Annotated in this window: 21 protein-coding genes; 16 read left to right on the top strand and 5 right to left on the bottom strand. The window is 42.7% G+C overall.

Going from position 1 to position 25,667, the window contains the following annotated elements; all coding sequences use genetic code 11:
* Window positions 1-17: 17 nt before the first annotated feature.
* The 7 genes from BUB11_RS14945 to BUB11_RS14910 all read left to right on the top strand — a co-directional run bounded on the left by BUB11_RS14945 (window position 18) and on the right by BUB11_RS14910 (window position 8,931).
* On the top strand, window positions 18-1,049 hold the full coding sequence (locus BUB11_RS14945; RefSeq protein WP_073030562.1) for an ABC transporter substrate-binding protein: 1,032 nt from the start codon (window positions 18-20) through the stop codon (window positions 1,047-1,049).
* Window positions 1,050-1,108: 59 nt separating this feature from the next.
* The gene (locus tag BUB11_RS14940) at window positions 1,109-2,125 is read left to right on the top strand and encodes a FecCD family ABC transporter permease (protein ID WP_073030561.1); all 1,017 of its coding nucleotides are present in this window, start codon (window positions 1,109-1,111) and stop codon (window positions 2,123-2,125) included.
* Window positions 2,122-2,928, top strand: a complete 807-nt coding sequence (locus BUB11_RS14935; protein WP_073030560.1) for an ABC transporter ATP-binding protein — start codon at window positions 2,122-2,124, stop codon at window positions 2,926-2,928. The genes BUB11_RS14940 and BUB11_RS14935 overlap by 4 nt, the downstream gene beginning before the upstream one ends.
* A 617-nt stretch (window positions 2,929-3,545) precedes the next feature.
* On the top strand, window positions 3,546-6,233 hold the full coding sequence (locus BUB11_RS14925; RefSeq protein WP_073030558.1) for a sensor histidine kinase: 2,688 nt from the start codon (window positions 3,546-3,548) through the stop codon (window positions 6,231-6,233).
* The gene (locus tag BUB11_RS14920; protein ID WP_073030557.1) at window positions 6,223-6,906 is read left to right on the top strand and encodes a response regulator; all 684 of its coding nucleotides are present in this window, start codon (window positions 6,223-6,225) and stop codon (window positions 6,904-6,906) included. The genes BUB11_RS14925 and BUB11_RS14920 overlap by 11 nt, the downstream gene beginning before the upstream one ends.
* Window positions 6,907-6,933: 27 nt before the next feature.
* A complete protein-coding gene (locus BUB11_RS14915; RefSeq protein ID WP_143187624.1) occupies window positions 6,934-8,268 on the top strand; it encodes a TrkH family potassium uptake protein in 1,335 nt (444 codons plus the stop codon).
* Between the two features lie 12 nt (window positions 8,269-8,280).
* Window positions 8,281-8,931: a potassium channel family protein gene (locus BUB11_RS14910; RefSeq protein ID WP_073030556.1), complete on the top strand. Its 651-nt coding sequence runs from the start codon at window positions 8,281-8,283 to the stop codon at window positions 8,929-8,931.
* A gap of 92 nt (window positions 8,932-9,023) precedes the next feature.
* Here BUB11_RS14910 and BUB11_RS14905 read toward each other — a convergent pair whose 3' ends face one another.
* The gene (locus BUB11_RS14905; RefSeq protein WP_073030555.1) at window positions 9,024-10,073 is read right to left on the bottom strand and encodes a response regulator transcription factor; all 1,050 of its coding nucleotides are present in this window, start codon (window positions 10,071-10,073) and stop codon (window positions 9,024-9,026) included.
* Between the two features lie 366 nt (window positions 10,074-10,439).
* Here BUB11_RS14905 and BUB11_RS14900 point away from each other — a divergent pair, with 366 nt between their 5' ends.
* Together BUB11_RS14900 and ald are read left to right on the top strand one after the other, a co-directional pair.
* Window positions 10,440-11,936, top strand: a complete 1,497-nt coding sequence (locus BUB11_RS14900; protein ID WP_073030554.1) for an alanine/glycine:cation symporter family protein — start codon at window positions 10,440-10,442, stop codon at window positions 11,934-11,936.
* A gap of 151 nt (window positions 11,937-12,087) precedes the next feature.
* Window positions 12,088-13,221 carry an alanine dehydrogenase gene (ald, locus tag BUB11_RS14895; protein WP_073030553.1) on the top strand — a complete coding sequence of 378 codons (1,134 nt, stop codon included), beginning with the start codon at window positions 12,088-12,090 and terminating at the stop codon, window positions 13,219-13,221.
* A gap of 201 nt (window positions 13,222-13,422) precedes the next feature.
* On the opposite strand, the gene BUB11_RS14890 is transcribed toward ald, so the two are convergent.
* On the bottom strand, window positions 13,423-14,643 hold the full coding sequence (locus BUB11_RS14890; protein ID WP_073030552.1) for a sensor histidine kinase: 1,221 nt from the start codon (window positions 14,641-14,643) through the stop codon (window positions 13,423-13,425).
* Window positions 14,644-15,027: 384 nt separating this feature from the next.
* On the opposite strand from BUB11_RS14890, the gene BUB11_RS14885 reads away from it, so the two are divergent.
* The 6 genes from BUB11_RS14885 (at window position 15,028) to BUB11_RS14860 (ending at window position 22,480) form a co-directional block, all read left to right on the top strand.
* Window positions 15,028-16,530: a glycine betaine uptake BCCT transporter gene (locus tag BUB11_RS14885; RefSeq protein ID WP_073030551.1), complete on the top strand. Its 1,503-nt coding sequence runs from the start codon at window positions 15,028-15,030 to the stop codon at window positions 16,528-16,530.
* Between the two features lie 389 nt (window positions 16,531-16,919).
* Window positions 16,920-17,840, top strand: a complete 921-nt coding sequence (gene mtgA, locus BUB11_RS14880; RefSeq protein ID WP_073030550.1) for a [methyl-Co(III) glycine betaine-specific corrinoid protein]--tetrahydrofolate methyltransferase MtgA — start codon at window positions 16,920-16,922, stop codon at window positions 17,838-17,840.
* A gap of 58 nt (window positions 17,841-17,898) precedes the next feature.
* The gene (mtgB, locus tag BUB11_RS14875; protein WP_073030549.1) at window positions 17,899-19,311 is read left to right on the top strand and encodes a glycine betaine--corrinoid protein methyltransferase; all 1,413 of its coding nucleotides are present in this window, start codon (window positions 17,899-17,901) and stop codon (window positions 19,309-19,311) included.
* A 34-nt stretch (window positions 19,312-19,345) separates the two neighbouring features.
* A complete protein-coding gene (gene mtgC, locus BUB11_RS14870; RefSeq protein WP_073030548.1) occupies window positions 19,346-19,993 on the top strand; it encodes a glycine betaine-specific corrinoid protein MtgC in 648 nt (215 codons plus the stop codon).
* A 188-nt stretch (window positions 19,994-20,181) separates the two neighbouring features.
* A complete protein-coding gene (locus BUB11_RS14865) occupies window positions 20,182-21,672 on the top strand; it encodes a glycine betaine uptake BCCT transporter (RefSeq protein WP_073030547.1) in 1,491 nt (496 codons plus the stop codon).
* Between the two features lie 112 nt (window positions 21,673-21,784).
* On the top strand, window positions 21,785-22,480 hold the full coding sequence (locus BUB11_RS14860) for a DUF1638 domain-containing protein (protein ID WP_073030546.1): 696 nt from the start codon (window positions 21,785-21,787) through the stop codon (window positions 22,478-22,480).
* A 172-nt stretch (window positions 22,481-22,652) separates the two neighbouring features.
* Here the strand turns inward: BUB11_RS14860 and BUB11_RS14855 are convergent, their stop codons facing one another.
* The gene (locus tag BUB11_RS14855; RefSeq protein WP_073030545.1) at window positions 22,653-23,312 is read right to left on the bottom strand and encodes a cobalamin B12-binding domain-containing protein; all 660 of its coding nucleotides are present in this window, start codon (window positions 23,310-23,312) and stop codon (window positions 22,653-22,655) included.
* Window positions 23,313-23,323: 11 nt separating this feature from the next.
* On the bottom strand, window positions 23,324-24,598 hold the full coding sequence (locus BUB11_RS14850; RefSeq protein WP_073030544.1) for a PocR ligand-binding domain-containing protein: 1,275 nt from the start codon (window positions 24,596-24,598) through the stop codon (window positions 23,324-23,326).
* A gap of 275 nt (window positions 24,599-24,873) precedes the next feature.
* Between BUB11_RS14850 and BUB11_RS28030 the strand changes: the two genes are divergently transcribed.
* Entirely contained in the window at window positions 24,874-25,077 is a 204-nt protein-coding gene (locus tag BUB11_RS28030; RefSeq protein WP_207650041.1) for a hypothetical protein, read from the top strand.
* 61 nt (window positions 25,078-25,138) lie between these two features.
* Here BUB11_RS28030 and BUB11_RS14845 read toward each other — a convergent pair whose 3' ends face one another.
* Window positions 25,139-25,486 carry a YggT family protein gene (locus BUB11_RS14845; protein ID WP_073030543.1) on the bottom strand — a complete coding sequence of 116 codons (348 nt, stop codon included), beginning with the start codon at window positions 25,484-25,486 and terminating at the stop codon, window positions 25,139-25,141.
* Between the last annotated feature and the right edge of the window lie 181 nt (window positions 25,487-25,667).

The following is a 25,667-nucleotide window of genomic DNA, read 5'->3' as shown; positions in this document are numbered from 1 at the left end:
CAAAAGGAGGAATTTGGATGAAAAGATATGTTTTGCTATCGATTCTAATATTGTCGTTAGTGTTAACGGGATGTAGTCAAGGGTCCAAGCCTGTAGTGGAAAATTCACAGGTGCCCCAGAAAGAAAAATTGGTCATCACCGATATGCTGGGGCGGCAGGTGGAAATACCTGAAAATCTGCAGCGCATCGCTACATCAAAGTACATGGGGCATTTGGTGTATGCCCTAGGGAAGCAAGATAAGATGGTACATCAGGGGCTAATGGGCGAGACGGGCAAAGGCAAGTCGAAGCTTGATCCCAAATATGCAGCGCTGCCTGCGTTCAAAAATGATGGTTCGGTGGAGGAAGTACTTGCTTTAAAGACTCAGTTGCTCTTTGTCTACGCTGATTTTGATCAAGCTTTAATAAAGCAGTTTACCAATGCTGGTGCCAAAGTTGTAGCATTAAAAGGAGAAACCCTGGATGAAAGCTATCAAGCGGTTAAATTGATGGGCAAAATCCTAGGTGCTGATCAACAGGCTGAAGCGTATGTAAGCTATTGCCAAAATACTGTTAGTAATATTAAGGATCGTTTAAAAGATTTACCTGCTGACCAGAAACCCAAGGTGCTGATGGCTGGGCCTAAGAGCATTTATACTGCTGCAACCAAGGATATGGCGGCCAACAGCATGATTGAGACTGCGGGGGGCGTTAATGTAGCCAAAGATGCCGTGGGCCTTTGGGCGGAAATATCTCCCGAACAACTGGTAAAATGGAATCCCGATTATATTTTTCTGGGCTCGACCAAAGGGATTTACGGCGTAAATGATGTGTTGAATAATCCTGCTTTGGCGTCTGTAAGTGCTATCAAAAATAAAAAAGTTTATATATTTCCATCTAACCTCGGTTGGTGGGATTTTCCCGCTCCTCAAAGCGTCTTGGGAATCCAGTGGCTGGCTAGCACCATGCATGGGGATAAGTTTACGAACATTGATCTTAAGGAGTTCACTGATGACTATTACAAGAATTATATGGGCAACACCTATACGGACTTGGGAGGAAAACTCTAGTTGGTGATTTGACAGGTATACTGAGTAGTGCCGGAACGCTTGACAAGGAGCAAATATTTATGAAAAAAAAAGCTTTACTCCTGACACTGACTTTTCCGGTAGTATGCATCTTAATAGCAATTTGTGCAGGGCGTTATGCTATTTCTCCATTGGAGATGGTGCAGATACTATTGATCAAGATAGGGTTAGGAGGGGGGATGGTTCCTCCATCCCCCGAAGCGCAAAGTGTGTTTTGGCAAATCCGCTTGCCACGGATCGTCCTAGCTTTCACAGTGGGAAGCGCCCTGGCAGTTTCTGGGGCAGTGTTTCAGGCGCTTTTCCGCAATCCCTTGGCCTCGCCAGATCTTCTGGGAGTAACAGCTGGAGCGAGTTTCGGGGCGGTGTTAGCTTTGATGTTTTTTCCTCCTTTAAGCCTTGCTGTAAAATTTTCGTCCTTTCTGTTTGGGGTGGCAGCGGTATTTTGCGTACACGTACTAGCGGTTAAAAGCCGTGATCGTTCTACTGCAGTTTTGATCTTAGGCGGTATCATCGTCTCGGCAGTTTTCCAAGCGGGGGTTTCTATTCTGAAATATTTAACGAATACTTACGACATGCTAGCGCAAATCGTCTTTTGGCTCATGGGAAGTTTTCAGACGGCAACCTGGGACTCAGTATGGAGCGTTTTCCTAGTCACCATGATTGGCACTGCTTTGATAGCTGCCTTTAGTTGGCGTTTGAATATCATGTCCCAGGACGATGAACAGGCACTTTCCTTAGGTGTGGACGTGGTTAAATGGCGGATTATTTATATAGCCATTACCACCTTAATGGTAGCCATTTCCGTCTCTGCCTGTGGAGTCGTTGGGTGGATCGGCTTGGTCGTGCCCCACATCGCCCGATCTTTGGTCGGTTCAGAACATCGGCGTCTGATCTTTACTTCGGCTTTACTAGGCGCTTCACTGATGCTTTTGATGGATACACTTGCCCGCTCTCTGTTTAGTTCGGAGATACCCATCAGCATTGTAACATCACTTTTGGGAGCGCCGTTCTTGGGATATCTGGTCTTGCGCCAAAGAAAGGAATGGCTTGGAAAATGAGTATTGAAGTCCGAAATTTAGAAGCTGGTTATGCCTTGAAGCCCATTTTGCGAGACGTCAGCATGCGTATAGAGGAAGGCAAGATATGCGCCTTATTGGGTAGAAACGGATCGGGAAAAACCACCTTGCTGCGCTGCCTAAATGCGCTAATCACACCTACCCAAGGGCAGGTGTATCTCCGGGGACAGGATATAGCGCGCCTTTCAAGGGTGGAGATTGCCCGAATGGTTAGTGTTGTGCCTCAGAGCACTAGTGCTCCTTTTAATTATCCTTGTCTAGAGGTGGTATTGATGGGAGAGGCGGCTCGTTTGAATCTTTGGTCTGCGCCTGGGGAAGCAGCAAGGCAACGGGCCAAAGGGGTTTTTAAACAAATCGGGATAGAACATTTACTGGATCACGATTATAATGGCATTTCTGGTGGAGAACAGCAATTGGTACTATTGGCAAGGGCTCTTTTTCAGGATACACCTTATATGCTTTTAGATGAACCCAACTCTCATCTGGATTTTTCTAATCAACATCACATGATGAGTCTAATGCGACAATTAGCTAAGCAACATGGCATCACTATGCTTATCACTTTACATGACCCGAATCTAGCTGTTTATTACTGTGATGAAATTGTTCTAATGCAACAGGGGCGTCTAGTTTGCCAAGGGCCAACGCTTGAGGTTTTAACAGATTTTAACCTTTGTGCAATATACGGAAATAACATTCAGACTGATCATACTTCCCGGGGTATGCAGGTGGTAGTGCCTAAGGCAATTGTGATGGGCGCGGTAGAACAAACCTTGGTTTGTTAGTGAGTCTTTGCAAGATGAGGTATTAGTGGTGGTGAGCAAATTTTGATCAGTATTTTAAGCTTCTTGACCAATCGGTTGAGAGGCTTTTTGCATGGAGTGGCAAGTGGGAGTAGGACCCCGTACTCTGCTTCGGTGGGGGTAGACTCCACCCTTCGTCGCGAAAGTACTCGTATGTGGATCTGCTCCTTCTGAGTAAGTCTACCCTCAGGGCAATTGTATTCGTTACGGGCCGTGCGCTTTCGGCGATAATCTCCACCGGAGACTATCGTCACCGAAGTCTCGATGTTCAACTTTAGTTGAACGAGTTCACTGCCAGGGCGCTAGCGAGTGACCCTAAGGTGCTGGTTCTCGATGAACCGGAGTCACCTCTGGACTTTAGGAATCAGTTTTATGATTATCAACCTTATCAGGAGGCTGGTCAGGGAACGTGGCCTGTCTTGCATCGTCAATACGCATTACCCGGAATGGGATATAAATATTTATATTTTCTTTATGGTCCTTTCTTAATTCTTTATGACTTTTATATGGATAATAGATTTATAATAAGGCTTATATTCAGTATTAAAGATTGGGTTTGTTAGACAATAGAGATGTACGAATAAATTAAGGGTGATGTAATGGCAAAGGGAAAACTAACGATTTTCTTAGGTGCTGCGTCAGGGGTCGGGAAAACTTATGCGATGCTAGAAGCGGCCTTAGGCAGATTGTCGGAAGGTATAGATGTGGTTGTGGGTTTAGTAGAAACTCATGGCAGAGGGGATACCGAGGGGATGCTCAAAGGTTTAACCGTCATTCCCTGGAGATCTCAAGACCATAGGGGTAAGATTCTTCGAGAAATGGATTTGGATGCAGTCTTGACACGTAGTCCTCAACTTGTCTTGATTGATGAACTTGCCCACTCTAATGTAGAAGGATCGCGGCACAGAAAACGATACATGGATGTCAAAGAATTATTGTCAGCGGGGATCAACGTTTACGCGACCTTGAATATTCAGGACTTAGAGACACTCAACGATATAGTAACCCAAATTACTGGAGTTACTGTGCGGGAGACAGTTCCCGACCAAGTCCTAGAAACGGCGTCCCAAATTCAGCTGATTGATATCCCGCCCGAGGAGTTAATTCAAAGGTTAAAAGATGGCAAGGTGCATGTTCCCGACCGAGAAACAGAAGGTTTCAAAAACTTCTTTCGTCCTGGTAATATCAACGCTCTGAGGGAGTTAGCCCTTCGCTATACAGCTCAACGAGTGGATCGCCAGCTAGAATCCTATAGGCGAGTCCATGGAATTAATGGACCATGGCCAACGGGAGAAAAGATTTTGGTTTGTATAAGTGCCAGCCCCTTCTCAGCTCAGGTGATTCGGATTGCAAAAAGAATGACAGAGAAGGTACAAGGAGAATTATTTGCTGTGCACGTGGAAACTCTGCGACGGTTTCCCGGCAGTGAGGCTGAGAAAGATTCAATGGCTAAAAATCTTCGCTTGGCAGAGGAACTGGGAGCAGAAATTATTGGAATGACTGGAGACAGTGTCGCAGAAGCTATCTTAGAGACAGCTAGAAAACACAATGTTTCACAGATTATTATTGGAAAACCTGAGCATACGCGTTTTTGGGAGATAATTAATGGGTCGGTCGTGGACAAAGTGATTCGGCAAAGTCAGGGTATTAGTATTCATGTTATCCCTGGAAGCCAACAAGAGACAGGACCAGCTCAAGTTCAGGAAGTGAAGAATGGGGAAGAAGCAGGAACTAATACCCAACGATGGGCTTCTCCAAAAATCCTTCCTTATCTGGTTTCTAGCTTGATGGTGATGGTAATGACGCTATTTTTTAGCTTAGTAAGTCCATTTTTAGGACTGGTTAATATTTCTTTAGCCTATATACTCCCTATTCTAATTAGTGCGGCCCGCTGGGGAACTCTTCCCGCTATCGCCACTGGGTTAATAGGAACGATTGCCTTTGATCTTTTTTTTGTTCCTCCCATATTTAAATTTACGGTTGCTGATCTCCGGTATTTAATCAGCTTTGCTATTTTTATGTTAGTTGGTTTTATTACCGGAACTCTATCAGATCGGTTGAGAAAACAAGTGAATTATTCACGGCAGCGCGAGAGCAGCATTTCAGCACTATATTCTCTAAGTCGAGATATCGCAGCAGTCGATAACCTGGATGCAGTGTTAGATTGTATTGTTAGTAATATCTCCAAAACCTTGGAGGGGCAAGTCATGTTGCTTTTACCTAATGAAAAGGCTCAATTGGTGCTGAGAAAAGACTCTGGACTTAAGAGTTTCTTAGATAACAGTGAACTTTCAGTTGCCGCCTGGGTCTATGAAAGGGGACAAAAAGCGGGCATAGGAACGGAGACCTTCGGCACTGCTAAGGCCCTGTATTTGCCACTGAGTACAGAACAGGGAACCCAAGGAGTTCTTGGGATTTATAGCAATGAACGTAAAGAACATTTTGACCCTGAGCGAATCCGCTTATTAGAAGCCTTTACGGGATTAGCTGCCATGGCTATCAATCGAGTTAAATTAGCGGAACAAGCCAGAGAGTCCCTTTCCTTAGTAGAGTCTGAACGTTTACGCACGGCCCTTTTTAATTCAATTTCTCATGATTTACGGACACCTCTCGCCTCCATTATTGGGGCCGTCACCGGACTTCTAGAAGATCGAAATGTCGTCTATAGTCCTGAGGTCCGCAAGGAGTTGCTGAAAACAATTCTGCATGGGGCAGAGCGAATGAATCGATTTATTAGTAACTTATTAGATATGGCACGGCTGGAAAGTGGTATGCTTCGATTAAATAAAGAATGGTGCGATCTTCAAGATATCATTGGAGTGGCGATTAATAGGCTTGGAGACGCCTTAACTCGACGGCCTTTAGACATTGATATCCAGGAAGGCTTACCTTTGGTGCAAGCAGATGGGATTTTGATAGAGCAAGTGTTGATCAACCTGCTGGATAATGCACTTAAGTACTCCGAAGCCGCTAGCAAAATAATGATAGCGATTCGGCAACAAGGAAAGCAGTTAGAGATTGTAGTCGCTAATCGGGGCCATAGCATTCCTGAAGCGGATTTAAGCAAGGTCTTTGATAAGTTTTATCGACTTAGTTCCCCTCTGCAAGTGAGTGGAACGGGGCTCGGGTTGGCAATTTGTAAAGGACTTATTGAAGCTCATGGCGGTGAGATTTGGGCCGAAAACAATAAACTGGGTGGCGTGACAATTACATTCACCTTACCAATAACTGACCAATTTCTCGGTGTTGTTCCTGAGATGAATAAAGGAGAGCAAGATGGAAAATAAAGGTCAAAGAATTTTGATTGTTGATGATGATACACAGATCCGGCGATTTTTGCGGGTGGCCTTAACCAGTCACGGATATGTTGTAAAAGACGCTAAGACGGGTAGAGAAGGTCTTGATGCAGTCGCAATGTTCAGCCCGGACTTAGTAATCCTTGATATAGGGTTACCGGATATTGATGGGTTAGACGTCGTGCGTCAGTTGCGAGAATGGACTAAAGTGCCAATTATCATTCTTTCGGTCAAGGAACAAGAGGGTGATAAAATTACGGCCTTAGACTGGGGAGCGGATGACTATGTGACGAAACCCTTTGGCATGGGTGAATTGTTAGCAAGAATCCGAGCGGCAATGCGCCATACTATTGGTGTAGAGGAGCAGCCTATTTTGCATTTTGAAGACTTAACCCTTGATTTAGTACATCGGCGGGTTTCAAGGGATGATCAAGAGATTAAGCTTACTTTAACGGAATATGAAATCGTGAAAAATCTAGCGATTAATGCCGGAAAAGTTATCACTCACAGTTATTTACTTCGCACAGTATGGGGGCCGTCCTATGAGAAGGAAGTACAGTATTTGCGGGTTTATATTGGACAAATAAGGCGAAAGCTGGAACGTGACCCATCCCGCCCACGGCATATTATTACCGAACCCGGGGTAGGATATCGATTGTTGTAATGCAGACTCACTTGGAGGGAAAAGGGATTGAACGCTTTAGGAAAAATCATGTCACCATCTCGAGTATTAGTTTCGGGATTTGCTGTTCTTATTATGTTTGGGGCGTTATTGCTGACCTTGCCTCAAGCCACTCAGGATGGATTGGGCTTACCTTTTTTGAATGCTGTCTTTACAGCAACCTCGGCGGTTTGTGTTACAGGTTTAGTGGTTGTGGATACAGCGACGACATTCACGCTCTTTGGGCAAGGGGTCATTCTTTTGTTGATTCAAGTAGGTGGACTCGGTTTTATGACCTTTGCTACTCTGTTTGCCATGATTCTAGGGAAAAAAATCACCCTTAAGGAACGATTGTTGTTGCAAGAGGCGCTAAACCAAGTTTCAGTCGAGGGGATCGTTCGATTGACTAAGCATGTCCTGCAGATTTCCTTTGCTATAGAAGCGATTGGTGCCCTCATTCTAACCTTACGCTGGTATCCTGATTTTGGTTGGAGTAAAGCGCTTTATTATGGTGTCTTTCATTCCATTTCAGCGTTTAATAACGCGGGTTTTGATCTTATGGGTAATTATTCTAGTCTTACTGCTTACGTCGGGGATCCCATCGTTAATATTACGATCATGCTTTTAATTATTTGCGGAGGATTGGGCTTTATTGTTATGGCAGAACTATTGGCACACCGGAAAAAGTTTAGACTTCATACAAAAATTGTCCTTCAGGTTTCCGGAGTCCTTATTCTTTTAGGGGCAGTATTTATTTTCATCATGGAATTTACTAATCCAAAGACCTTAGGGCCACTCCCTTTAGGGACAAAGGTTCTGGCGGCCTTCTTTCAATCGGTTTCTCCTCGGACAGCAGGATTTAACACCATCAATCTGGCGGGTATGTATGACACAACGTTACTCTCAATGATTGTGCTCATGTTTATTGGAGCCTCTCCTGGAGGAACGGGCGGAGGAATTAAAACAACAACGTTTATATCCATCATTTTATCTGTCTTAAGTACCTATCGCAGTGATCCTCATGTTGTTTTAGAGGGACGGACTTTACCTAAGGATGTTATTCGAAAAGCTTGGGCAGTTACGACTTCAGCCGCATTTTTGATTTTCTTAATATTATCGATTCTTTCACACACTGAAAACTCAGATTTAATGACCGTTCTTTTCGAAGTAACATCTGCCTTTGGTACAGTGGGCCTTTCTTTAGGAATCACGCCGACTCTTTCCGAGGTTGGTAAAATGGCGATTATTTTAACGATGTTTATAGGGCGGTTGGGACCGCTAACCTTGGCGTTTGTACTTTCCCAGAAAAGAGATAAACAAGCAGCCCACGTTAAGTATCCGGATGAACGAATATTAATTGGTTAGGAGGAGAAATAAGTGCGCAAACAATTTGTAGTAATTGGCTTAGGACGATTCGGAACGAGTGTCGCCAAGACCCTCACTGCCTTAGGTCACGAAGTCCTTGCCTTAGATAAAAACGAACATGCTGTTCAGGCCATCATGCAGGATGTGACCCAAGCAGTGCAGGCTGATGCACGTGAGGAAGAGACGCTCCGAGGATTAGGGGTGCGGAATGTAGATGTGGCGATTGTAGCAATCGGAGATGATCTTGAAGCCAATATATTAATCACCTTGATGCTCAAAGAAATGGGAATCCCCTATGTTGTCGCTAAGGCCCAGTCGGTCCAACATGGAAAGGTATTAGAGAAAATTGGGGCAGATAAAATTGTTTATCCAGAACAAGATATGGGGATTCGCCTGGCCAACAATCTAATTAGAACCAATGTTATGGATTTCATAGAATTGTCCTTAGACTACAGCATTTTCGAAATAATTGCTCCTGCCCAGTTCGTCAATAAATCAATAGGGAAACTAAATTTGCGGGCGGTTTATAAAATTAATGTGGTGGCGATTAAAAAAGGCCGAGAGGAGATTGTCATTGCCCCAGGCGCAAATGAAGTAGTTGAGGAAAGAGATATTTTAGTAATTGTCTGCAACAAAAAAGCCCTTTCTAAGTTGCCAGACTAAATATTTAAGCAGTTGATGAAAGTAATAATAGGGACTTAACGCTTTAATTAGTGTTAAGTCCCTATTTATTTATGCTAAGCTGATCCCTATTATTAAATCGTATGATTCGCTCGGTACTCGGACGGAGTAACACCTTCGTTTTTCTTAAAAATAGTGGAAAAATAACTGCTGGAATTAAAACCGTTAGCGGCGGCAATTTGGTCAATGGTTGCAACTGTCAGGCGCAATTGTTGTTTGGCCTTTTTGAGCCGTATTTGGGCCAGATAGTCTGTTAAACTTCCGCCTGTTTTCTTATTAAAGATCCGACTTAGATATGCTGGACTGACGTGGACATATGCTGCCACCATATTTAGTGAAATATTATTAGCATAGTTTAATTCTACATAGTCCATAGCTTTGCGCACTAAGAGCTGGCCTTGATCAAACTGTTGATTTAAGCTTAATAAACCGATACATTTTTCCAACATTGTTTCTCCCCAAGATTTCAGGTCTTCAAGGGACGAGACATGGCGCAAATCTTGAGCAAGGTCATTTTCAAATGAAGTTACCTTGGCGGGATCAGCACCCGCAGAAAAGACTGATTGTGTTACGATGACCATGATTCGTAAGGCGAAAGAATTTAGAAGAGGGGCTAGTGGAATAGGATTTGAAGTTGCAAGAAGTTCAAGAAGTAACGTCAATTGACGTTTGCTCTCCTTAAGATTTCTTGTCTTTAGTTGCTCTTCTAGGATTGTCAAATCCATGACAGGGCAGGATTGAAACTTTTTGTGGGAAAGCCTCTCTAAAGCAAGTTTTACAGCCTCAATTAGTTGGTGTGGTTGAATTGGTTTGAGTAAATAATCTGTGGCTTGAGCTCTTATAGCCTGTTGAGAATAAGAGAATTTACCGTAGGCTGTTAAAATAATGACTTCTGTGGCAGGGTAAAGTGCCTTAATTTGTCGGGTTGCTTCTATACCATCAATTCCAGGCATTTTAATATCCATGATAATCAAATCAGGGCGTGTGAGATGGACCTTTTCTAAGGCTTCTCGTCCGTTGCCAGCTTCTCCTAATATTGTGATAGGAAGGTTGGAGTTTTGTAAGGTTAACCATAAAATCTTGCGCTCTAATTCCTCATCATCAACCAGTAATACTTTATACATGCTATTACCATCCTCAAAATCAGTTAATAACGATGAGTTGAAGGATACTCATGCCCACTTACTTATGGAGTTCAGTATAAAATATTTGTACTCAAGTGCAATATTCTGATAAGGCTTACTAAATTATAGGACAATATTATCAGATGATTGAGCATGGATTTAAATAGCAAAATTTCTGAATTATGAGATAATTAAGTTGATTAGAGGTGGTTCCAATTTATTATAACGTAACCCAGCTAGGAATGGAATGAAATTGCAAAAGCCAATCTGAATTTATGTTTTAGTTTATGCTGGTTTTGTGTAATCAAAACGGCCGTTTGGCTATACATGACAGCATATTAATAAAAAACTACAGGAGGTTGCTTAATGGATTTACTAGCTTTGTCAACCAGTGTAGATAACTTCTTCTGGGGTAAAGTCATGATTTACCTATGCTTGGCAGCCGGTATTTATTTCTCAGTGCTTATGAAATTTCCACAGGTGCGCTTGGTCAAGGACATGGTTAGACTGCTTTTTAGGGGTAAAAGTTCCATAAACGGTGTTTCGTCCTTCCAGGGTTTTGCAATGGCTCTGGGCGGACGTGTAGGTACCGGTAACATTACAGGTGTTGCAAGTGCTATCTTCTTCGGGGGTCCTGGTGCGGTTTTCTGGATGTGGGCGATAGCCTTCCTTGGTGCGGGCTCAGCTTATATTGAAGCTGCGTTAGCGCAGGTGTGGAAACAAGAGATTCATGGTGAGTATCGCGGCGGTCCCGCTTACTACATTGAAAAAGGTTTAGGCAGTAGGCGCTTAGGAGCTGCCTTTGCAATTCTTACCTTGGTATCTTGCGGCATCCTGCTTCCAGGGATTCAATCCAATTCCTTTGCTATTGCGGCAAAAGCTTCTTTCGGTATAGACCCAATATTTATTGCTGTTCTATATTCAGGGTTACTTGGATTTATCATATTTGGCGGCGGCAAGAGAATCGCTAAAGTAGCTGGAATGATCGTTCCATTCATGGCCATCGCTTACGTGGCTCTGGCATTAATTATGTTGATTGCTAACTTTTCTAAGATCCCATATGTTTTCGGCCTAATCTTCAGTTCTGCATTTAACATGAACTCAGTCTATGGTGCGGTATTCGGATTAGCAATTAGCTGGGGTGTTAAGAGGGGCATTTTCTCTAATGAAGCGGGTCAAGGTACAGGCGCTCAGGCTGCAGGTGCTGCCGAAGTATCACATCCTGCAAAACAAGGCCTTGTTCAAGCTTTCTCAGTTTATGTTGACACTTTGTTTGTATGTACTGCGACAGCCATCATGATACTTTCAACAAATGCATTTAATGTTGCTAATCCAGCCGGCGGATTCATTTCAGAATTTCTTCCGGGGGTGGCTTCAGGGAACTTTACGCAATCAGCTGTTAATACATTTATTCCAGGGGTTGGCGGCGGCTTCGTAGCCATTGCCTTGGGTTTCTTTACCTTTACAACTGTTTTGGCTTATGCTTTTTACACAGATTCTAATGTTGGTTATCTCTTTAGAAACAACAGTAACGGCAACGGTTACAAAATGGCTATCACAGCTTCAAGGGTTGGGATCGTTTTTATGGTTTTCATCAGTACAATTATGTCGGCTGACGTTGTTTGGAATTTTGGTTCCGCAGGTGTTGGTGCCATGGCCTGGTTCAATGTTATCGTCATCATACTGTTGACAAAACCCGGTCTTGCTACTTTAAAAGACTACGAAGCACAGATGAAGTTAGGCTTAGATCCGATTTTTGTTCCAGAGAGATGTGGTATTAAAGGCGCTGAACTTTGGCATAAGATCGCTGAAAGATCATATTCAGAAGAATTGGCCGCCTTAAAAGAACAAGAAAAGAAATGACCTGAGTACTAATTTCCAAAGACATAATTTTAAAGCGAGTTATCTGACAATATATTGAGTCTATTACACAAGATTTTGTATGGTTTAAAGACTTGTATGTGTGAGATGATAATGCTATTAAAAATCCCCAACTGAGAGGAGAGTAATTTGGATGATTATCGGTGTACCGAAAGAAATTAAGAATAACGAAAACCGAGTTGCGCTTACCCCCGCAGGCGTAGTGGCATTTTGTAAAGCCGGTCACCAAGTCGTTATTGAAAATAACGCTGGTGTAGGCAGTGGAATCAGTAATCAGGAATACATTGCCGCAGGAGCAGAAATTTTGGCTGCTCCGGAGGATGTTTATACGAGCGCAGAGATGATTATGAAAGTTAAAGAGCCTCTGCCATCAGAATATAATCTGTTTAAAGACGGTCAACTTTTATTTACCTACCTTCACCTGGCTCCCGAGCCTACATTGACCGCAGCGTTACTCAAGAAAAATGTTGTAGGTATTGCTTACGAAACTGTTCAGCCTGCTGACGGCAGTCTGCCTTTGCTCATACCCATGAGTGAAGTCGCCGGACGTATGTCGGTTCAGATTGGTGCTCAGTTCTTGGAAAAGCAACATGGCGGAAAGGGGATTCTCTTAGGAGGGGTTCCCGGAGTTTCTCCTGCGAAAGTTACCATCGTCGGTGGTGGTATTGTTGGTATTAATGCGGCAAAAATGGCAATCGGTATGGGAGCAGAGGTTACTATTCTGGATGTAAGTACTGCTCGTCTTCGCTATCTGGATGATATCTTTGGCTCACGAATCAAAACATTAATGTCTAACAATTATAATATTATGCAGGCTGCCGAGAAGGCCGATTTACTGGTTGGAGCAGTTCTGATCCCAGGTGCAAAAGCTCCTAAGCTTGTTACTGAGGAAATGGTTAAAGCTATGAAACCAGGTTCGGTGATTGTAGACGTGGCAATTGACCAAGGTGGCAGCGTAGAAACAATCGATCATGTGACCACTCATGCAGAGCCAACCTATGAAAAGTTTGGTGTCATACACTATAGTGTAGCAAACATGCCTGGAGCAGTAGCTCGAACTTCTACCTTCGCCTTGACCAATGCCACTTTGCCATACGCGCTGAAGCTAGCTGGATTGGGCTATGCTGAAGCAATCAGAACCGATCTGGCACTGGCCCGCGGTGTCAACGTTATCCATGGTAAACTCACCTATAAAGCCGTTGCAGAGGCTCTCAATCAGGAGTACACACCGTTAGGGGAAGTAACTGAAGTACCTGCAAGTTTTTAACCTAAACATACTTTCTTCAGACAGTAAAGGACAGGCGGCAGCCTGTCCTTTTTATGCTCTCTTTAAGTTGGTCAGGACATAAAAAGACGTTTGAGGTTAGAGGAACCGCCTGATTCGAACGAGGATGTTCGAGTCAAGAACACCCATAATCGTAATCGATGGCAATGTGTTGTGAGGATGAGAAGAAACCTATTTCGGAGTTTACACTTTATGATTTGGAATTAAGAGAATTACGGTAGTAAGCGCTTGTTTAGGAAACAGCCTGACACCGAATTCTTTGCCAAATTGAAGTTGCAAGCGCCTATGAACATTGCGCAGACCAATCCCTGGGACACACTGATGATCTTGGTTTAAGTCGATAGGAGCATAATGTTCAGGCATGCCCACTCCATCATCTATCACAGAGATTTCCACATGGCCCCTCACCTTTTTACCCACAATCCAGAGGTGACCAATACCCTCTTTAGGTTCCAATCCGTGGATGCAGGCATTCTCCACCAGCGGCTGCAAACTTAAGAAAGGGATTTGGATATCTTGGAGGTCAATTGGAATATCTATGGTTACTTCTAGCCGCTCTCCAAACCTGTTTTTTTGAATAAGAAGATAGCTTTCGACATAATGAAGTTCTTCCAGCAAGGAAACCAGTTCTTCAGGTTGATCTATATTATGTCTTAGTAAATTGGACAGGGCGAAAAGAGTATTTAATCCTTTGGTGTTTTCACCGAGAGTTACCAAACTGATGATAGTATTTAGAGTGTTGAATAAGAAGTGAGGTTTGATTTGGGCCTGCAGGTTTTTCAATTCTGCCTTATGCAATGTGTGTTCAAGCTCTACAATAATTCGGGCATCTTCGGCTGCCTTTAATTTCTCTTTACTTAACCCTTCTTGCATCTTAGCTCGATAGATTAGTTCGACTATATAACTTACCACAAATTGTATAAGTCCACCTGCAGCTTGGCATTTTTCCATGCTTATAACTTGGATTTCCTGAAAAGTTTGGGTCAAGGATTCAGGGTCCAGGCCCAAGTCCGCAGTAACGTGAAGCATATCCTCAATCTCTGGAGCTTGTGGTTTTTCGAGGTGCATCTGACCGCATGTAATGGAGCCATAAAACTGATCATCCACGATGATTGGCACCGACATTAGCATGACACCAGCATGGCATTTGCCCATACATGAATTGCCCTGCTCTACGGTATTGAAACCCAGAGTAGCATTGGAATTAATGCATCGCTTTAGACCGGCATCTTTGGAGCGGATACTGCGGCAAAAGCCATAAAAGTAATCATGCTTTACTACAGGAAAACCAAGAGCATCATTAATATCAATAGTGATGTCTGTGGCCTTAGTGAAAGTTTCGATGATTCGAACCAGCTTATCTTCTTCGATCAGTTGAAATAGGCTCTTTGGTGGATGGTCCATAAGATCCTCTCCTCACCTTACTATGTCGATACTCACTTTCCAGAGTTAGGTGCCATGATCGGCGCCCAATTAACTAATAGATACAGCTTAGAAATAAGTTCCTTTTATGATTATAGACTTAACCCATTAATAATTTCCAGTGAATTTCGTTAATGGTAATTGGAACTTAATGGTTTTTTTAACCATTTTAAATAATGGGTTATATTAGTTTAATTATTAAGGTTGAAATGACACTATTAAATAACTATTAATTAAAGTAGTTAGAATTTTCAAAAATGGCATAAATGTAGCAAAACGAGCATTGTTGTGGCAACCTAGAATAAAAAAAAGATGTTAAGATGAGAAGTAAGGGGGGTTATATTTCCCGTTTTGGGAGGAGGAAGAATGAGTAATAAAAAGAGTTTTATTGGCAAAATTGATCCTGCCATCTTCTCATTTTCGGCGGCCATTATGGTTCTGTTTGTTCTCTGGACCCTATGTCAGCCTAAAGAGGCTGGTGACACATTCAACGCAGTACAGCAATTCATTACGGAGAATTGTGGCTGGAGTTACTTAATTGGCGTGACTTTCTTTCTGTTATTTGCTCTATTTATTGCCCTAAGTAAATATGGGAATATTATCTTGGGCAAAGATTGTGAGAAGCCTGAATACAGTACTTTGAGCTGGTTTTCCATGCTCTTTGCAGCTGGTATGGGAATTGGACTTATCTTCTGGGGTGTAGCTGAACCGATGACGCACTATGCGTCTCCTCCTTTTGGTCAACCTTCTACTATTGAATCAGCTCAGATTGCAATGCGTTATACTTTTTTTCATTGGGGACTGCATCCTTGGAGCGTTTTTGCTGTTATAGGCTTGTCGATGGCCTACTTCCAGTTCCGCAAAGGCTTACCAGCTTTAGTGAGCTCCACCCTTTATCCATTGCTTGGAGAACAGGGAATTAAGGGATGGATTGGCAAGTTAGTTGATATCTTGGCCGTATTTGCAACAATATTTGGGATGGCTACATCTTTAGGCTTAGGTGCCATGCAGATCGGCACTGGGTTAAATTATGCCTATGGCCTACCCACGGGTAACACGACAACTGTCGTTATCATCGCAGTAATTACAGCATTATTTATAACATCTGCAGTAACTGGAATTGAACGAGGAATTAAATTTCTAAGCAAAGTCAATATGCTGTTGCTTTTTGTTATTTTAACTTTCATGCTAATCGTTGGACCGACTCGATTCATTCTTAATGGCTTTGTCGAAACTATCGGTTCTTACGTTCAAAACATTATACAAATGAGTCTTTGGGCTGATGCATATAACACTAATCCGGGTTGGGTAAAGGGCTGGACGATTTTCTACTGGGCATGGTGGGTTGCCTGGGGTCCGTTCGTTGGTGCATTTATTGCCCGAATTTCAAGGGGACGGACGGTTAGAGAATTTATTTTAGGTGTGGTCATTGCCCCTGCTTTGATGAGTTTTATCTGGATGGGAGTCATGGGGAACAGCGCGCTTTATATTGATGTTTTTGAACATGGAGGTATTGCAACACAAGTAGCAAAAGATATGAGTACAGCCATTTTTGCCATGTTCCAGTATTACCCCCTGGCGGGTGTTCTGACATGCCTAACGACCTTAATTATAGCGATCTTCTTTATTACATCAGCGGACTCTGCAACCTATGTCCTGGCTATGTTCACATCAGGTGGGGAATTAAACCCCAAAGCTGGACTGAAGATCTTCTGGGGTTTTGTTGTAGGTGCGGCCGCAATTGCTTTAATGGCAGCCGGGGGCCTTGGTGCATTGCAGACGGCCTCCATCGTTTCTGCATTTCCTTTCATGTTTGTTATTTTTGCTATGGTTGCCTCGATTATAAAGGCGTTCAAAAATGAAAATTAAAGAAGAAGTATTTGGACCAAGTTTAAGACTCCATGCTAATCAGTGTGGAGTTTTTGGTTTTTAACTTTATAATATGAGCTTGTGTAACTTTATTTGATTTAAAATATAAAAATAATATCCAAAAAAAACGAATAATCGGAATTTTCATTTTCGGCCTCAAATGTAGCAAAACGAGCATAACTGTAGTGTTAATATGAAAGAACTATGGTGTTATGATGAATGCAGGCAATATCAATTAACAAATGGAAGATGTCATTAGCATATTAGGGGGTGAATTTCTCAGGATTGCGGAACCGCACTTGAAAAAATAATAGTTCCCGATGCCAAGAAAAAGCCGCATTCGCGATGATGAAGGTGTCCAAAACAATATAAATATGGGGGAAGTTATAATGTTAAATTATACATCACAACAACATGTCTACGATATCAACGGAGTAAAGGTAGGCGGGCAACCGGGACAATACCCAACTGTGCTAATTGGCAGCATCTTTTATAGGGGTCACAAAATTGTCAAAGATGGAATGAAGGGAATTTTCGATGAAGATGCTGCGAAAGCGCTTCTGGATCAAGAAGCCGAGCTGAGTGCTGAAACAGGTAATCCTTTTATTCTTGATGTTTTAGGTGAATCGGTAGAGGCTTTAACTCGTTATGTAGAATTTGTGATGAAGAATTCTAAGGCTCCTTTTTTGTTGGACAGCATCAGTCCTGCAGTACGAATGGGTGCTTTGAAAGAACTGGGATATGATCCTGAAATACGCAAAAGACTAATTTATAATTCCATCGACGAGCATTATTCCGAGGAAGAGTTAGCTGCTATTAAAGAAAGTGGAATTAAAACGGCTGTCATTTTAGCCTTTAGTAATAAAGCATTAAAGCCCAAAGCCAGAATCAAACTCTTGACGGGAGATGGGGAGAAAGAAGGCCTGATTGACGCTGCTAAAAGAGCGGGAATCGAGCAGTTTCTGGTTGACCCGGGTGTCTTGGATGTACCTAGCGCCAGTTGGACAAGTGAGGCCATCCATGTAGTCAATCAGGAATTTGGTTATCCGGGAGGGTGTGCTCCTTCAAACGCTGTGTATTTGTGGAAGAAGATGCGATCGAAAGGAACTCCTTTTTTCGAAGTGGCTGGGGCTGCCGTCTTTACCTATCCGGTAACTCAAGGTGCCAGTTTTATTCTCTACGGTCCTATGGTTAACGCGCCTTGGGTATATAGGGCAATGGCAACCACTGATGCAATGATGGCCTATAATAACAAACTTACGGGTGTCAAGTTAGGAACCCAGGAGCATCCACTATTGAAGATTTTCTAGAAAGTCTTAAGGTTTTTTATGAAAGATACTATTTCAAACTATAAAGGGGTGTTTAACTATGTTGCCAAAGTATAATGTGTTGACTGAAGAGCAGGTGCTAATAATTCATAATGAATCAATTAAGATTCTTGAAGAAATCGGTATGGAGTTTGAATATGAACCGGCTTTGAAGGTCTTTAGGGCCCAAGGACTAAAGGTAGAAGGAAACCGGGTCCATTTCACGAGAGAATTTATTGAAGGGAAAATTAAGCTGGCACCTGCTGAATTTACTCTGCATGCTCGCAATCCAGAGCACGACTTGGTCTGTGGCGGTGAAAATATAATCTATATGCCTGGTTACGGGGCTCCCTTTATCCAATTAGCTGATGGGACCCGTCGTAAAAGCACGATGCAGGATTACGAGAATATTGTTAAGCTAGCCGGAGCAAGCAAAAACTTGCATATGACAGGCGGGACGGTGGCTGAGCCCCAAGATATTCCGGATGAAATTAGACATCTGAAAATGATTTACAGCTCCATCAAAAACTCGGATAAGTGTTTTATGGGCAGTGCCGAGGGACGGGAACGTGCACAGGACTCTATCGAAATGGCTGGGTTACTTTTTGGAGGCAAAGATGTCATTAAAGAGAAGCCAGTGCTCATTTCTCTAATTAACTCCCTGACTCCCTTAAAATATGACGAGAGAATGCTGGGAGCCTTGATGGCCTATGCCGAAGCAGGACAGGCTGTTGTTATTGCTTCTCTGGTTATGGCTGGTTCTACTGGACCGGCAGCCTTGGTCGGAACTTTAGCGCTGCAAAATGCTGAAGTCTTGGCAGGGATAGCTTTAGCCCAAAGTATTAATCCTGGAACACCGGTTGTATATGGCTCGACCTCAGCTCTCAGTGATATGCGTACCGGCAGCCTCTCAATCGGCAGTCCGGAAACTGCGTTGTTTATTTCAGCCAGTGCTCAAATTGCCCGCTTCTACGGTGTTCCCAGTCGGTCGGGTGGGGCTTTAAATGACTCCAAGATTGTGGATGCCCAAGCTGGATATGAATCAATGATGACGTTGATGGCGGCTAGCGTAACGGGTATCAACTTTGTTCTTCATACTGCGGGGATTTTACAATATTTCATGGCTATTTCCTATGAAAAATTTATGATGGACGATGAAATGGCAGGAATGCTTTTGCACTATTTGAAAGGGTTCAACTTTGATGAGGACGGTTTAGCTTACGATGCGATTGCTAAAGTCGGACCGGGCGGACACTTCCTCACGCAGAAACATACCCGAAGAAACCATAAAAAGGAGTTCCGCACACCACAATTAAGTGATCGCGCCGCCTTTGATGCTTGGTCCAAGGAAAAACTGGACACAAACCAAAGGGCCCATAAACAATGGCAAGAGGTTTTGGCTAATTACGTACCACCCCAACTTGACGAGAACATCGATAAAAAATTGTTAGAGTTCATCGCTCAACGATCTTAGACTAAATAATTGAGAAATGGGAGGAGTAAATCAAATGAAGGAACTATTTTTAGAATTAAAGCAAGCCATTATCGATGGGGATGAAGATATAGTGGGGGAACTTTCCCAGAAGGTCATTGATGAATCAATTAATCCGGTTGACGCTGTGCAAGAAGGCCTAATCAAAGGAATTGAAGTTGTAGGGGAGTTATGGAAAGCAGGGGAAGTCTTTCTGCCGGACGTAATGATGTCTGCTGAGGCAATGAAAGTCGGGTTGGGTCTGCTTGAACCGGAAATAGCTAAATTAGGTATGAGTGAAGGGGAAAGTAAAGGCAAGATTGTCTTGGGAACAGTAGAAGGGGATATCCACGACATCGGTAAGAATATAACAGGAGCGATGTTCACGGCAGCAGGCTATAAGGTTTTTGATATTGGTACTGATATTAAAGCCGAAGATTTTGTTTTAAAGGCTCAAGAAGTTGGAGCGGACATAATTGGCGCGAGTGCCCTCTTGACAACAACGATGAGCGCGCAAAAGCAGATTATTGATTATTTGATAGAGCATAATCTTAAGGATCAGTTCAAAGTCTTCATTGGAGGAGGTCCTACCAGCCAAGCTTATGCAGATGAGATCGGAGCCGACGGATGGGCTGAATCTGCCGACGAAGCGGTCGCGCTTGCAGACCGTATGCTGGCAAAGTGAACTTAGCAGAATGCCTAACGCAGTTAAATCCTAGGGACCTTAATAAACACAATTCTTTAAAGTCCCTAGGATTGCTTTCGGTTATAAATGGTGACTAGAGATCTATAGACTGGCGACTCCACGCACCAGGACTAGGATACAAAACTAATCCATTAAACGTAAAGTTTACGAGAGGAGTAGTGCTATTCATGACGAGTAGAAGCTCAACAAACCGTTCTGTTATGTATATTTCTTCAGTTATCATCGTATTATTCGTAATATTCGGCATGTTCCTTCCTGAACAAATGGGTAAAGTCGCTAGTGCTTCCTTCGCATTTTTAACGACTGATTTCGGATGGCTATATCTGTTGGCGGTCGCTTTTTTTACGATTTTTATTTTCGGAATAGCCTTTAGTCGTTTTGGTAAAATCAAACTGGGAAAAGACGACGACAAGCCTGAGTTCAGTAACTTCCAGTGGTTTTCTATGTTGTTCGGAGGAGGTATGGGTATCGGGCTTGTGTTCTGGTCAGTTGCCGAGCCAATGATGCATTACCTATCCCCGCCGATGGATACAGCGGGTACCCCTGAGGCTATGCGTACAGCCATGCGCATCATGTTTTTCCACTGGGGAATTCATCCTTGGGTGATTTTCGCCATCGGGGGTCTGGCTCTGGCATACTTCCAATTCCGCAAGGATCTACCCTTCTTAGTCAGTTCAGCTTTCTATCCTTTGATTGGGGAGCGGATTTACGGGCCTATCGGCAAAGCAATTGATATCTTGGCAGTGTTTGCCACCGTTTTTGGTGTAGCCACTAGCTTAGGTCTCGGCTCTAACCAGATAGCCACAGGGTTGCAATATATTTGGGGAATTCAGGCAACGCCCACGACCGTTTCAATAGTCATCGCATTAATGACGCTGCTCTTCACTCTGGCCACAATCTCCGGCCTGCACAAGGCTATGCAGATTGCTGCCGACATTAAGATATGGCTTTCGATTGGTTTTATGGTATTTATCTTCTTGTTCGGGGGGACGGTTATTATCCTGAACAACTTTACAGATACTCTTGGAGCCTACTTGCAAAACTTTGTCGGACAGACCCTGTGGATGGGCAATATAGACTGGATAAACGGCTGGACTGTGTTCTACTGGGCATGGTGGATTGCCTGGGCACCCTTCGTCGGACAATTCGTCGCCCGTGTCTCCAAGGGTCGTACCATCCGCGAATTTGTGTTGGCAGTGACCTTATTGCCTTCCGGATTCTCCATGATCTGGCTGTCGATTTACGGCGGTGCTGCTTTCAACCTGGATAAGCTCTCTAATGGAGCCATTCAAGCCGCTGTTAAAACAGACTATACTACCGCTTTGTTCGCCATGTTGCAACAGTTACCTTTATATTCAATCACTGCTCCTCTGGCAATTCTACTCATTGTTGCCTGTTTTGTTGGAGCTGCGAATTCCGCAACTTACGTACTTGCTATGTTAACTTCCAACGGTGACATGGACCCAGGCAAGGGATTACGCAGCTTCTGGGGTATCATACAGGGATCTTTCACCATCATTCTGATCTTAGTCGGCGGCGGCACTGCAGCGTTATCAGTCTTGCAGACAGTTTCTATTGTCGCGGCCTTCCCCTTCATGTTGATTATGATAGCCATGTGCTTTAGCATTTACAAAGCACTTGGTCAGGAGAAGCTTTAAGTCGGAAAGTCCTGATACAAATCAAAGAACACCTGGATTGTGGAGGCCTGGGTGTTCTTATGCGGTTAAGATTCTATGGATTAAGCAAGCTTGTTGTGGAGGATGATAGCAGTTGAGAATTAAGCTGATTGGTTGCCAGTCAACTATGAATGAAATCCATGCGCAAGGACTTAACCAGGGAATGGATTGTGAATTTCTAGATTACAGTTACCACGCCCGACCGGATAGGTTACATGCTAAACTGCAGGAAATAATTAATCAGAGCCAGGACTATGATTTGATCATACTTACTTATGGACGTTGCTCTAATTCAATGCTTGGGTTGCTGTCACCGCGTATACCGCTTTTATTTCCGGCGACACACGATTGTATTGGCCTAATGTTAGGATCAACTGCCAGGCATATGGAATTATTCAAGGAGAATTCTCTCACTTATTATTTTAGCCAGGGATGGTTGGACTATGGGCGAACTCCCTTAGCGGAATACTGCGAATATGAAGAGAAATATGGTGAAAAGAAAGCGCGTAAATTGATTAAAACTTTGTATGGCAGTTATCAAAAAGCAATCTTCATTAAGACTCCCGGGATAAAGGATCTTGAGCGATACAGAAAAAAAGTTCAGGAGATTGCTGACTTTTTTGGGTGGGAAGTCGGAGAGATTGAGGGGGATACAGGTCTCCTCACCTCAATTGTCAAAGGAATAAAGGTCCCGGAATCCATCTATGTCGATGGGGGCCAAGTTGTTACATTGGAAATCTTAGCAGGAACACAAAATGGAAATAAAGATCGAGCCAGATCGCGACTTTAAGGATTCTTACCCGGAAAGAACGAATCAATCATATTAGGGGAGAAGCTTGAGGAGTGGGCGAGATGAAGCGAAATTAATTTGTCGAAAAAAAGCTTATATGCAAAGAACTACTCCTGCAAAACAAGAGTAGTTCTTTTAGTTAATTATGGTTCATTCAGGGGTTTGCATTCTTTTATGAGTTGCCTTTTTTGGAGGTTAACAGTTTGCTTAGATTTTCCTTTAAAAACTTGCGGAATTCAAATGCATCTTCAAATGTATAATCTGCTCCAATTTCCTTGGCAAAGGCATCAGTTATGGGTGCTCCACCTACTATAATTTTTATCCCGTTGCGTAGTCCCTGAGCGTCCAGTTCATCAATCACATCTTTCATAACAGACATGGTTGTGGTTAATAAGGCCGAAATCATTAGAATATTAGGCTTTTCCTTGCGAACAGCACTGGCAAATTTCTTAGGAGTAACATTAACCCCAAGATCTATAATTTTGGCGCCGGTTGTCATAGCCATGGTTTTGACAATGCCGAGGCCAATATCATGTAAATCTCCTGCGACGGTACCCAAGACTATCTTGCCAAGCCCTTTTTTGGCAGGGGCAGTCAAGATTGGTTCAATAACGGATAGGCCCGCATGCATTGAATTGGTGGCCATTAAAACCTCCGGAACATTAACTTTTTCCGTGCGGTATTTTTCAGCGATGATGTTAATACCAGTAATTAGTCCCTTTTCAAGAATAGAATTGGCAGAATATCCTTGTGCTAAAGCTTGTTTGCAGAATTCTATCGTATCCTCAGATTCCCCTTCAGCAATTGAATAGATAATATCATCAAATATCAATTGAATCGCTCCTAAAATAAGCTATTTTTATAGATCAGTGGGGTGACGCCAATATATTTCCGAAATACTTCAGCGAAATAACTTTGGCTTTTAAAGCCTATTGCTTTAGAAACTTGTTCAACACTGAACTCTGGTTTCTTCATCAGTTCTACTGCTTTTTCAACACGGACTCTAGTTAGGTAATCATTAAAAGTGCAATCTAATTCTAAGCGGAATAAACGAGATAGATGGGATGGGCTAATAAAGAGATGATCGGCAGTTGCTTTAAGTGTCAGTGGTTTATGGTAATTTTCCATAATGAAATTTCGGGCGTTATTAACTAAGCTGAGGTGCTTCTTGTCTGCGAGTTTAAAAATTCCATCCAGGAATTCCCCTATGACCTTATGGACTTTGAAGAAGAATTCTTCTATGCGTTCAATGCTGTTAATCTCATTATTAAAATCCTGAAGTTTAACCATAACCTGTTCAGCATCAGCTCCTCCTTCGACGGCGGCCCTCGATGACAGGGAGGCCAATTCAAGCACCCGTATTTTAATAGTAGCTTTATCCCCGGCGGTCTTAGTTAAGAGGTCAGTTAATAAATTCTTCAAAGTACTTTCGGCCCTGGTTTTATCACCAAGCCGTATATAACTTAGGAAACGCCTTTCATTCTTTAAATAGGTTCCATAGTCTGTAAATTCCGCAGCGTTTTTCTTCTTTCTGTTTTCCAGATCAGCTTTTATTTGAAGGCGTTCTAAATGATAAGCATTTTCCTCCTCCATAGTATGAATGTTTCTTTTCACCAAGTGATTTACCACCACAAAAAGCATGTCTGCCGCAGCTTGGGACTGCTCAGGAGAGGATATGGGGAGTTCTTTTACTTTTTGTTGCAAAGTATCAAAGTCCATATTTTTAGAATTGGATTTCTTTAATTGTTGAAGAAAAAATTCATCAGGTTTCCACAATAATACTTGTCCGCATATGATACTTCCTAAGAATACACTATCTACTATAATCGGGACGGCCCATATAATAAGTCCGGCATGGCAACGGAAGAAATAGGGCTCATTCCATTTGGCTGATTCTAAAGTTGCTTCTTTATATGAATCTAAACATTTCTTTTCTCCTTTACTATGGCTTCGGATAAACTGACAAAAATCGCTTCTGCTTTTATTACCCAATATAGCAAGGGTTTCTCCTTTTCTATTTACGGCTTCAATGTGCAGCCCTGTAGCCTTAGAAAAACTGGCGAGGATTTCTTCTAAGTATTGAGGATCAAGAAAACTTTCAATATTTCTCTTAGGCATAGCAGTCTCCTCGATTTGTTGTTAATCACTGTAGGAATAACCCGGATAAACAAAAAATTCTAACTGTTATAATATTTCGACGCAAAGGGCATAAATCCTTTAGATTATGCAGATAGGAAAATACTCCAAATCTGCGTGAGTTACGTGTATTCAAGCTGTTTAATTATTACGATGGCATCTTCTTTGCTTTCTGAAAATTTTACTGCTTTTAGCTGAGTTAAGTTTGAAGCCCGTAACAATTAAAAACTGTTACGGGCTGCTCTTAATATCTTCAAGTGGGTGTTCCTTATTCTACTTCGGTGACGATAGTCTCCGGTGGAGAGTATCGCCGAAGCCGCGGTCCCAATAGGAATGCCTACTGGCGTAGGAAAGAGGATCGCCGAGCGCCTTTCCCAATAGGAACACTTGGCGCAAAGGAGGTAGAACACCATCCTACGCCGCGTAAGTTATTCGTCTGTGGATCTGCGTCTTCGGCGTAAGTCTCCACCGGAGACTTACGTCACCGAAGTCTCGATGTTCAGCTTTAGCTGAACGAGTTCACTAACGACTTTCTGGTGTTTGATGAGGTCTGCTAATCTCAATTAACTTGACAATTCCCCAAGCTATAATTGCATAAACAATCATAGCAATAATGGTCGTAGGCTCTAAAATGGACTGAGCCTCAATCCCTTTAGTGACTGCCGACCGAAAGATACCAGTAAAAGGGGATAAGAATGCTTGTGATACTGAATATATAAATGAAACAAAAGGACTTTGAGGATTTGCTCCAAGAAGTTTGAAGACTAGGCGAAAGGCTAATAGCACCTCCAGAACACCCAAGATATAGTATACTATGTTCTTTGCTTTTAAATTAGGTTGGTTCATTTTTATATCCGTACTTTCGTTCATTTATTATCCCTCCATATCTATTTATTGATTTTATCTTTCCAATTTGTATTAAGAACTATTACACGCCGAATTGAACGGGAAAAATAGTAACAAAATAGCAACCGAATCAGTTGCTTTGAAGAAGGCTTTAATTACTTTACTATCACAGAGCCGTACATATTTAGCCCGGCAGATGAGCAAA

Origin of the sequence: Desulfosporosinus lacus DSM 15449, from assembly GCF_900129935.1 — a bacterium.
GTDB classification, from domain to species: Bacteria; Bacillota; Desulfitobacteriia; order Desulfitobacteriales; family Desulfitobacteriaceae; genus Desulfosporosinus; species Desulfosporosinus lacus.
The sequence above is the reverse complement of the archived record's forward strand: the minus strand, read 5'-3'. Positions and strand labels throughout refer to the sequence as shown.

Excerpts from the sequence above, each read along its gene's own strand:
- BUB11_RS14940 (WP_073030561.1), top strand. The coding sequence starts at position 1,109 with ATGAAAAAAAAAGCTTTACTCCTGACACTGACTTTTCCGGTAGTATGC.
- mtgA (WP_073030550.1), top strand. The coding sequence starts at position 16,920 with ATGTTAAATTATACATCACAACAACATGTCTACGATATCAACGGAGTA.
- BUB11_RS14925 (WP_073030558.1), top strand. The coding sequence starts at position 3,546 with ATGGCAAAGGGAAAACTAACGATTTTCTTAGGTGCTGCGTCAGGGGTC.
- BUB11_RS14900 (WP_073030554.1), top strand. The coding sequence starts at position 10,440 with ATGGATTTACTAGCTTTGTCAACCAGTGTAGATAACTTCTTCTGGGGT.
- BUB11_RS14935 (WP_073030560.1), top strand. The coding sequence starts at position 2,122 with ATGAGTATTGAAGTCCGAAATTTAGAAGCTGGTTATGCCTTGAAGCCC.
- BUB11_RS14885 (WP_073030551.1), top strand. The coding sequence starts at position 15,028 with ATGAGTAATAAAAAGAGTTTTATTGGCAAAATTGATCCTGCCATCTTC.
- BUB11_RS14905 (WP_073030555.1), bottom strand. The coding sequence starts at position 10,073 with ATGTATAAAGTATTACTGGTTGATGATGAGGAATTAGAGCGCAAGATT.
- BUB11_RS14920 (WP_073030557.1), top strand. The coding sequence starts at position 6,223 with ATGGAAAATAAAGGTCAAAGAATTTTGATTGTTGATGATGATACACAG.
- BUB11_RS14945 (WP_073030562.1), top strand. The coding sequence starts at position 18 with ATGAAAAGATATGTTTTGCTATCGATTCTAATATTGTCGTTAGTGTTA.
- BUB11_RS14890 (WP_073030552.1), bottom strand. The coding sequence starts at position 14,643 with ATGGACCATCCACCAAAGAGCCTATTTCAACTGATCGAAGAAGATAAG.
- mtgB (WP_073030549.1), top strand. The coding sequence starts at position 17,899 with ATGTTGCCAAAGTATAATGTGTTGACTGAAGAGCAGGTGCTAATAATT.
- BUB11_RS14850 (WP_073030544.1), bottom strand. The coding sequence starts at position 24,598 with ATGCCTAAGAGAAATATTGAAAGTTTTCTTGATCCTCAATACTTAGAA.
- BUB11_RS14845 (WP_073030543.1), bottom strand. The coding sequence starts at position 25,486 with ATGAACGAAAGTACGGATATAAAAATGAACCAACCTAATTTAAAAGCA.
- BUB11_RS14865 (WP_073030547.1), top strand. The coding sequence starts at position 20,182 with ATGACGAGTAGAAGCTCAACAAACCGTTCTGTTATGTATATTTCTTCA.
- ald (WP_073030553.1), top strand. The coding sequence starts at position 12,088 with ATGATTATCGGTGTACCGAAAGAAATTAAGAATAACGAAAACCGAGTT.
- mtgC (WP_073030548.1), top strand. The coding sequence starts at position 19,346 with ATGAAGGAACTATTTTTAGAATTAAAGCAAGCCATTATCGATGGGGAT.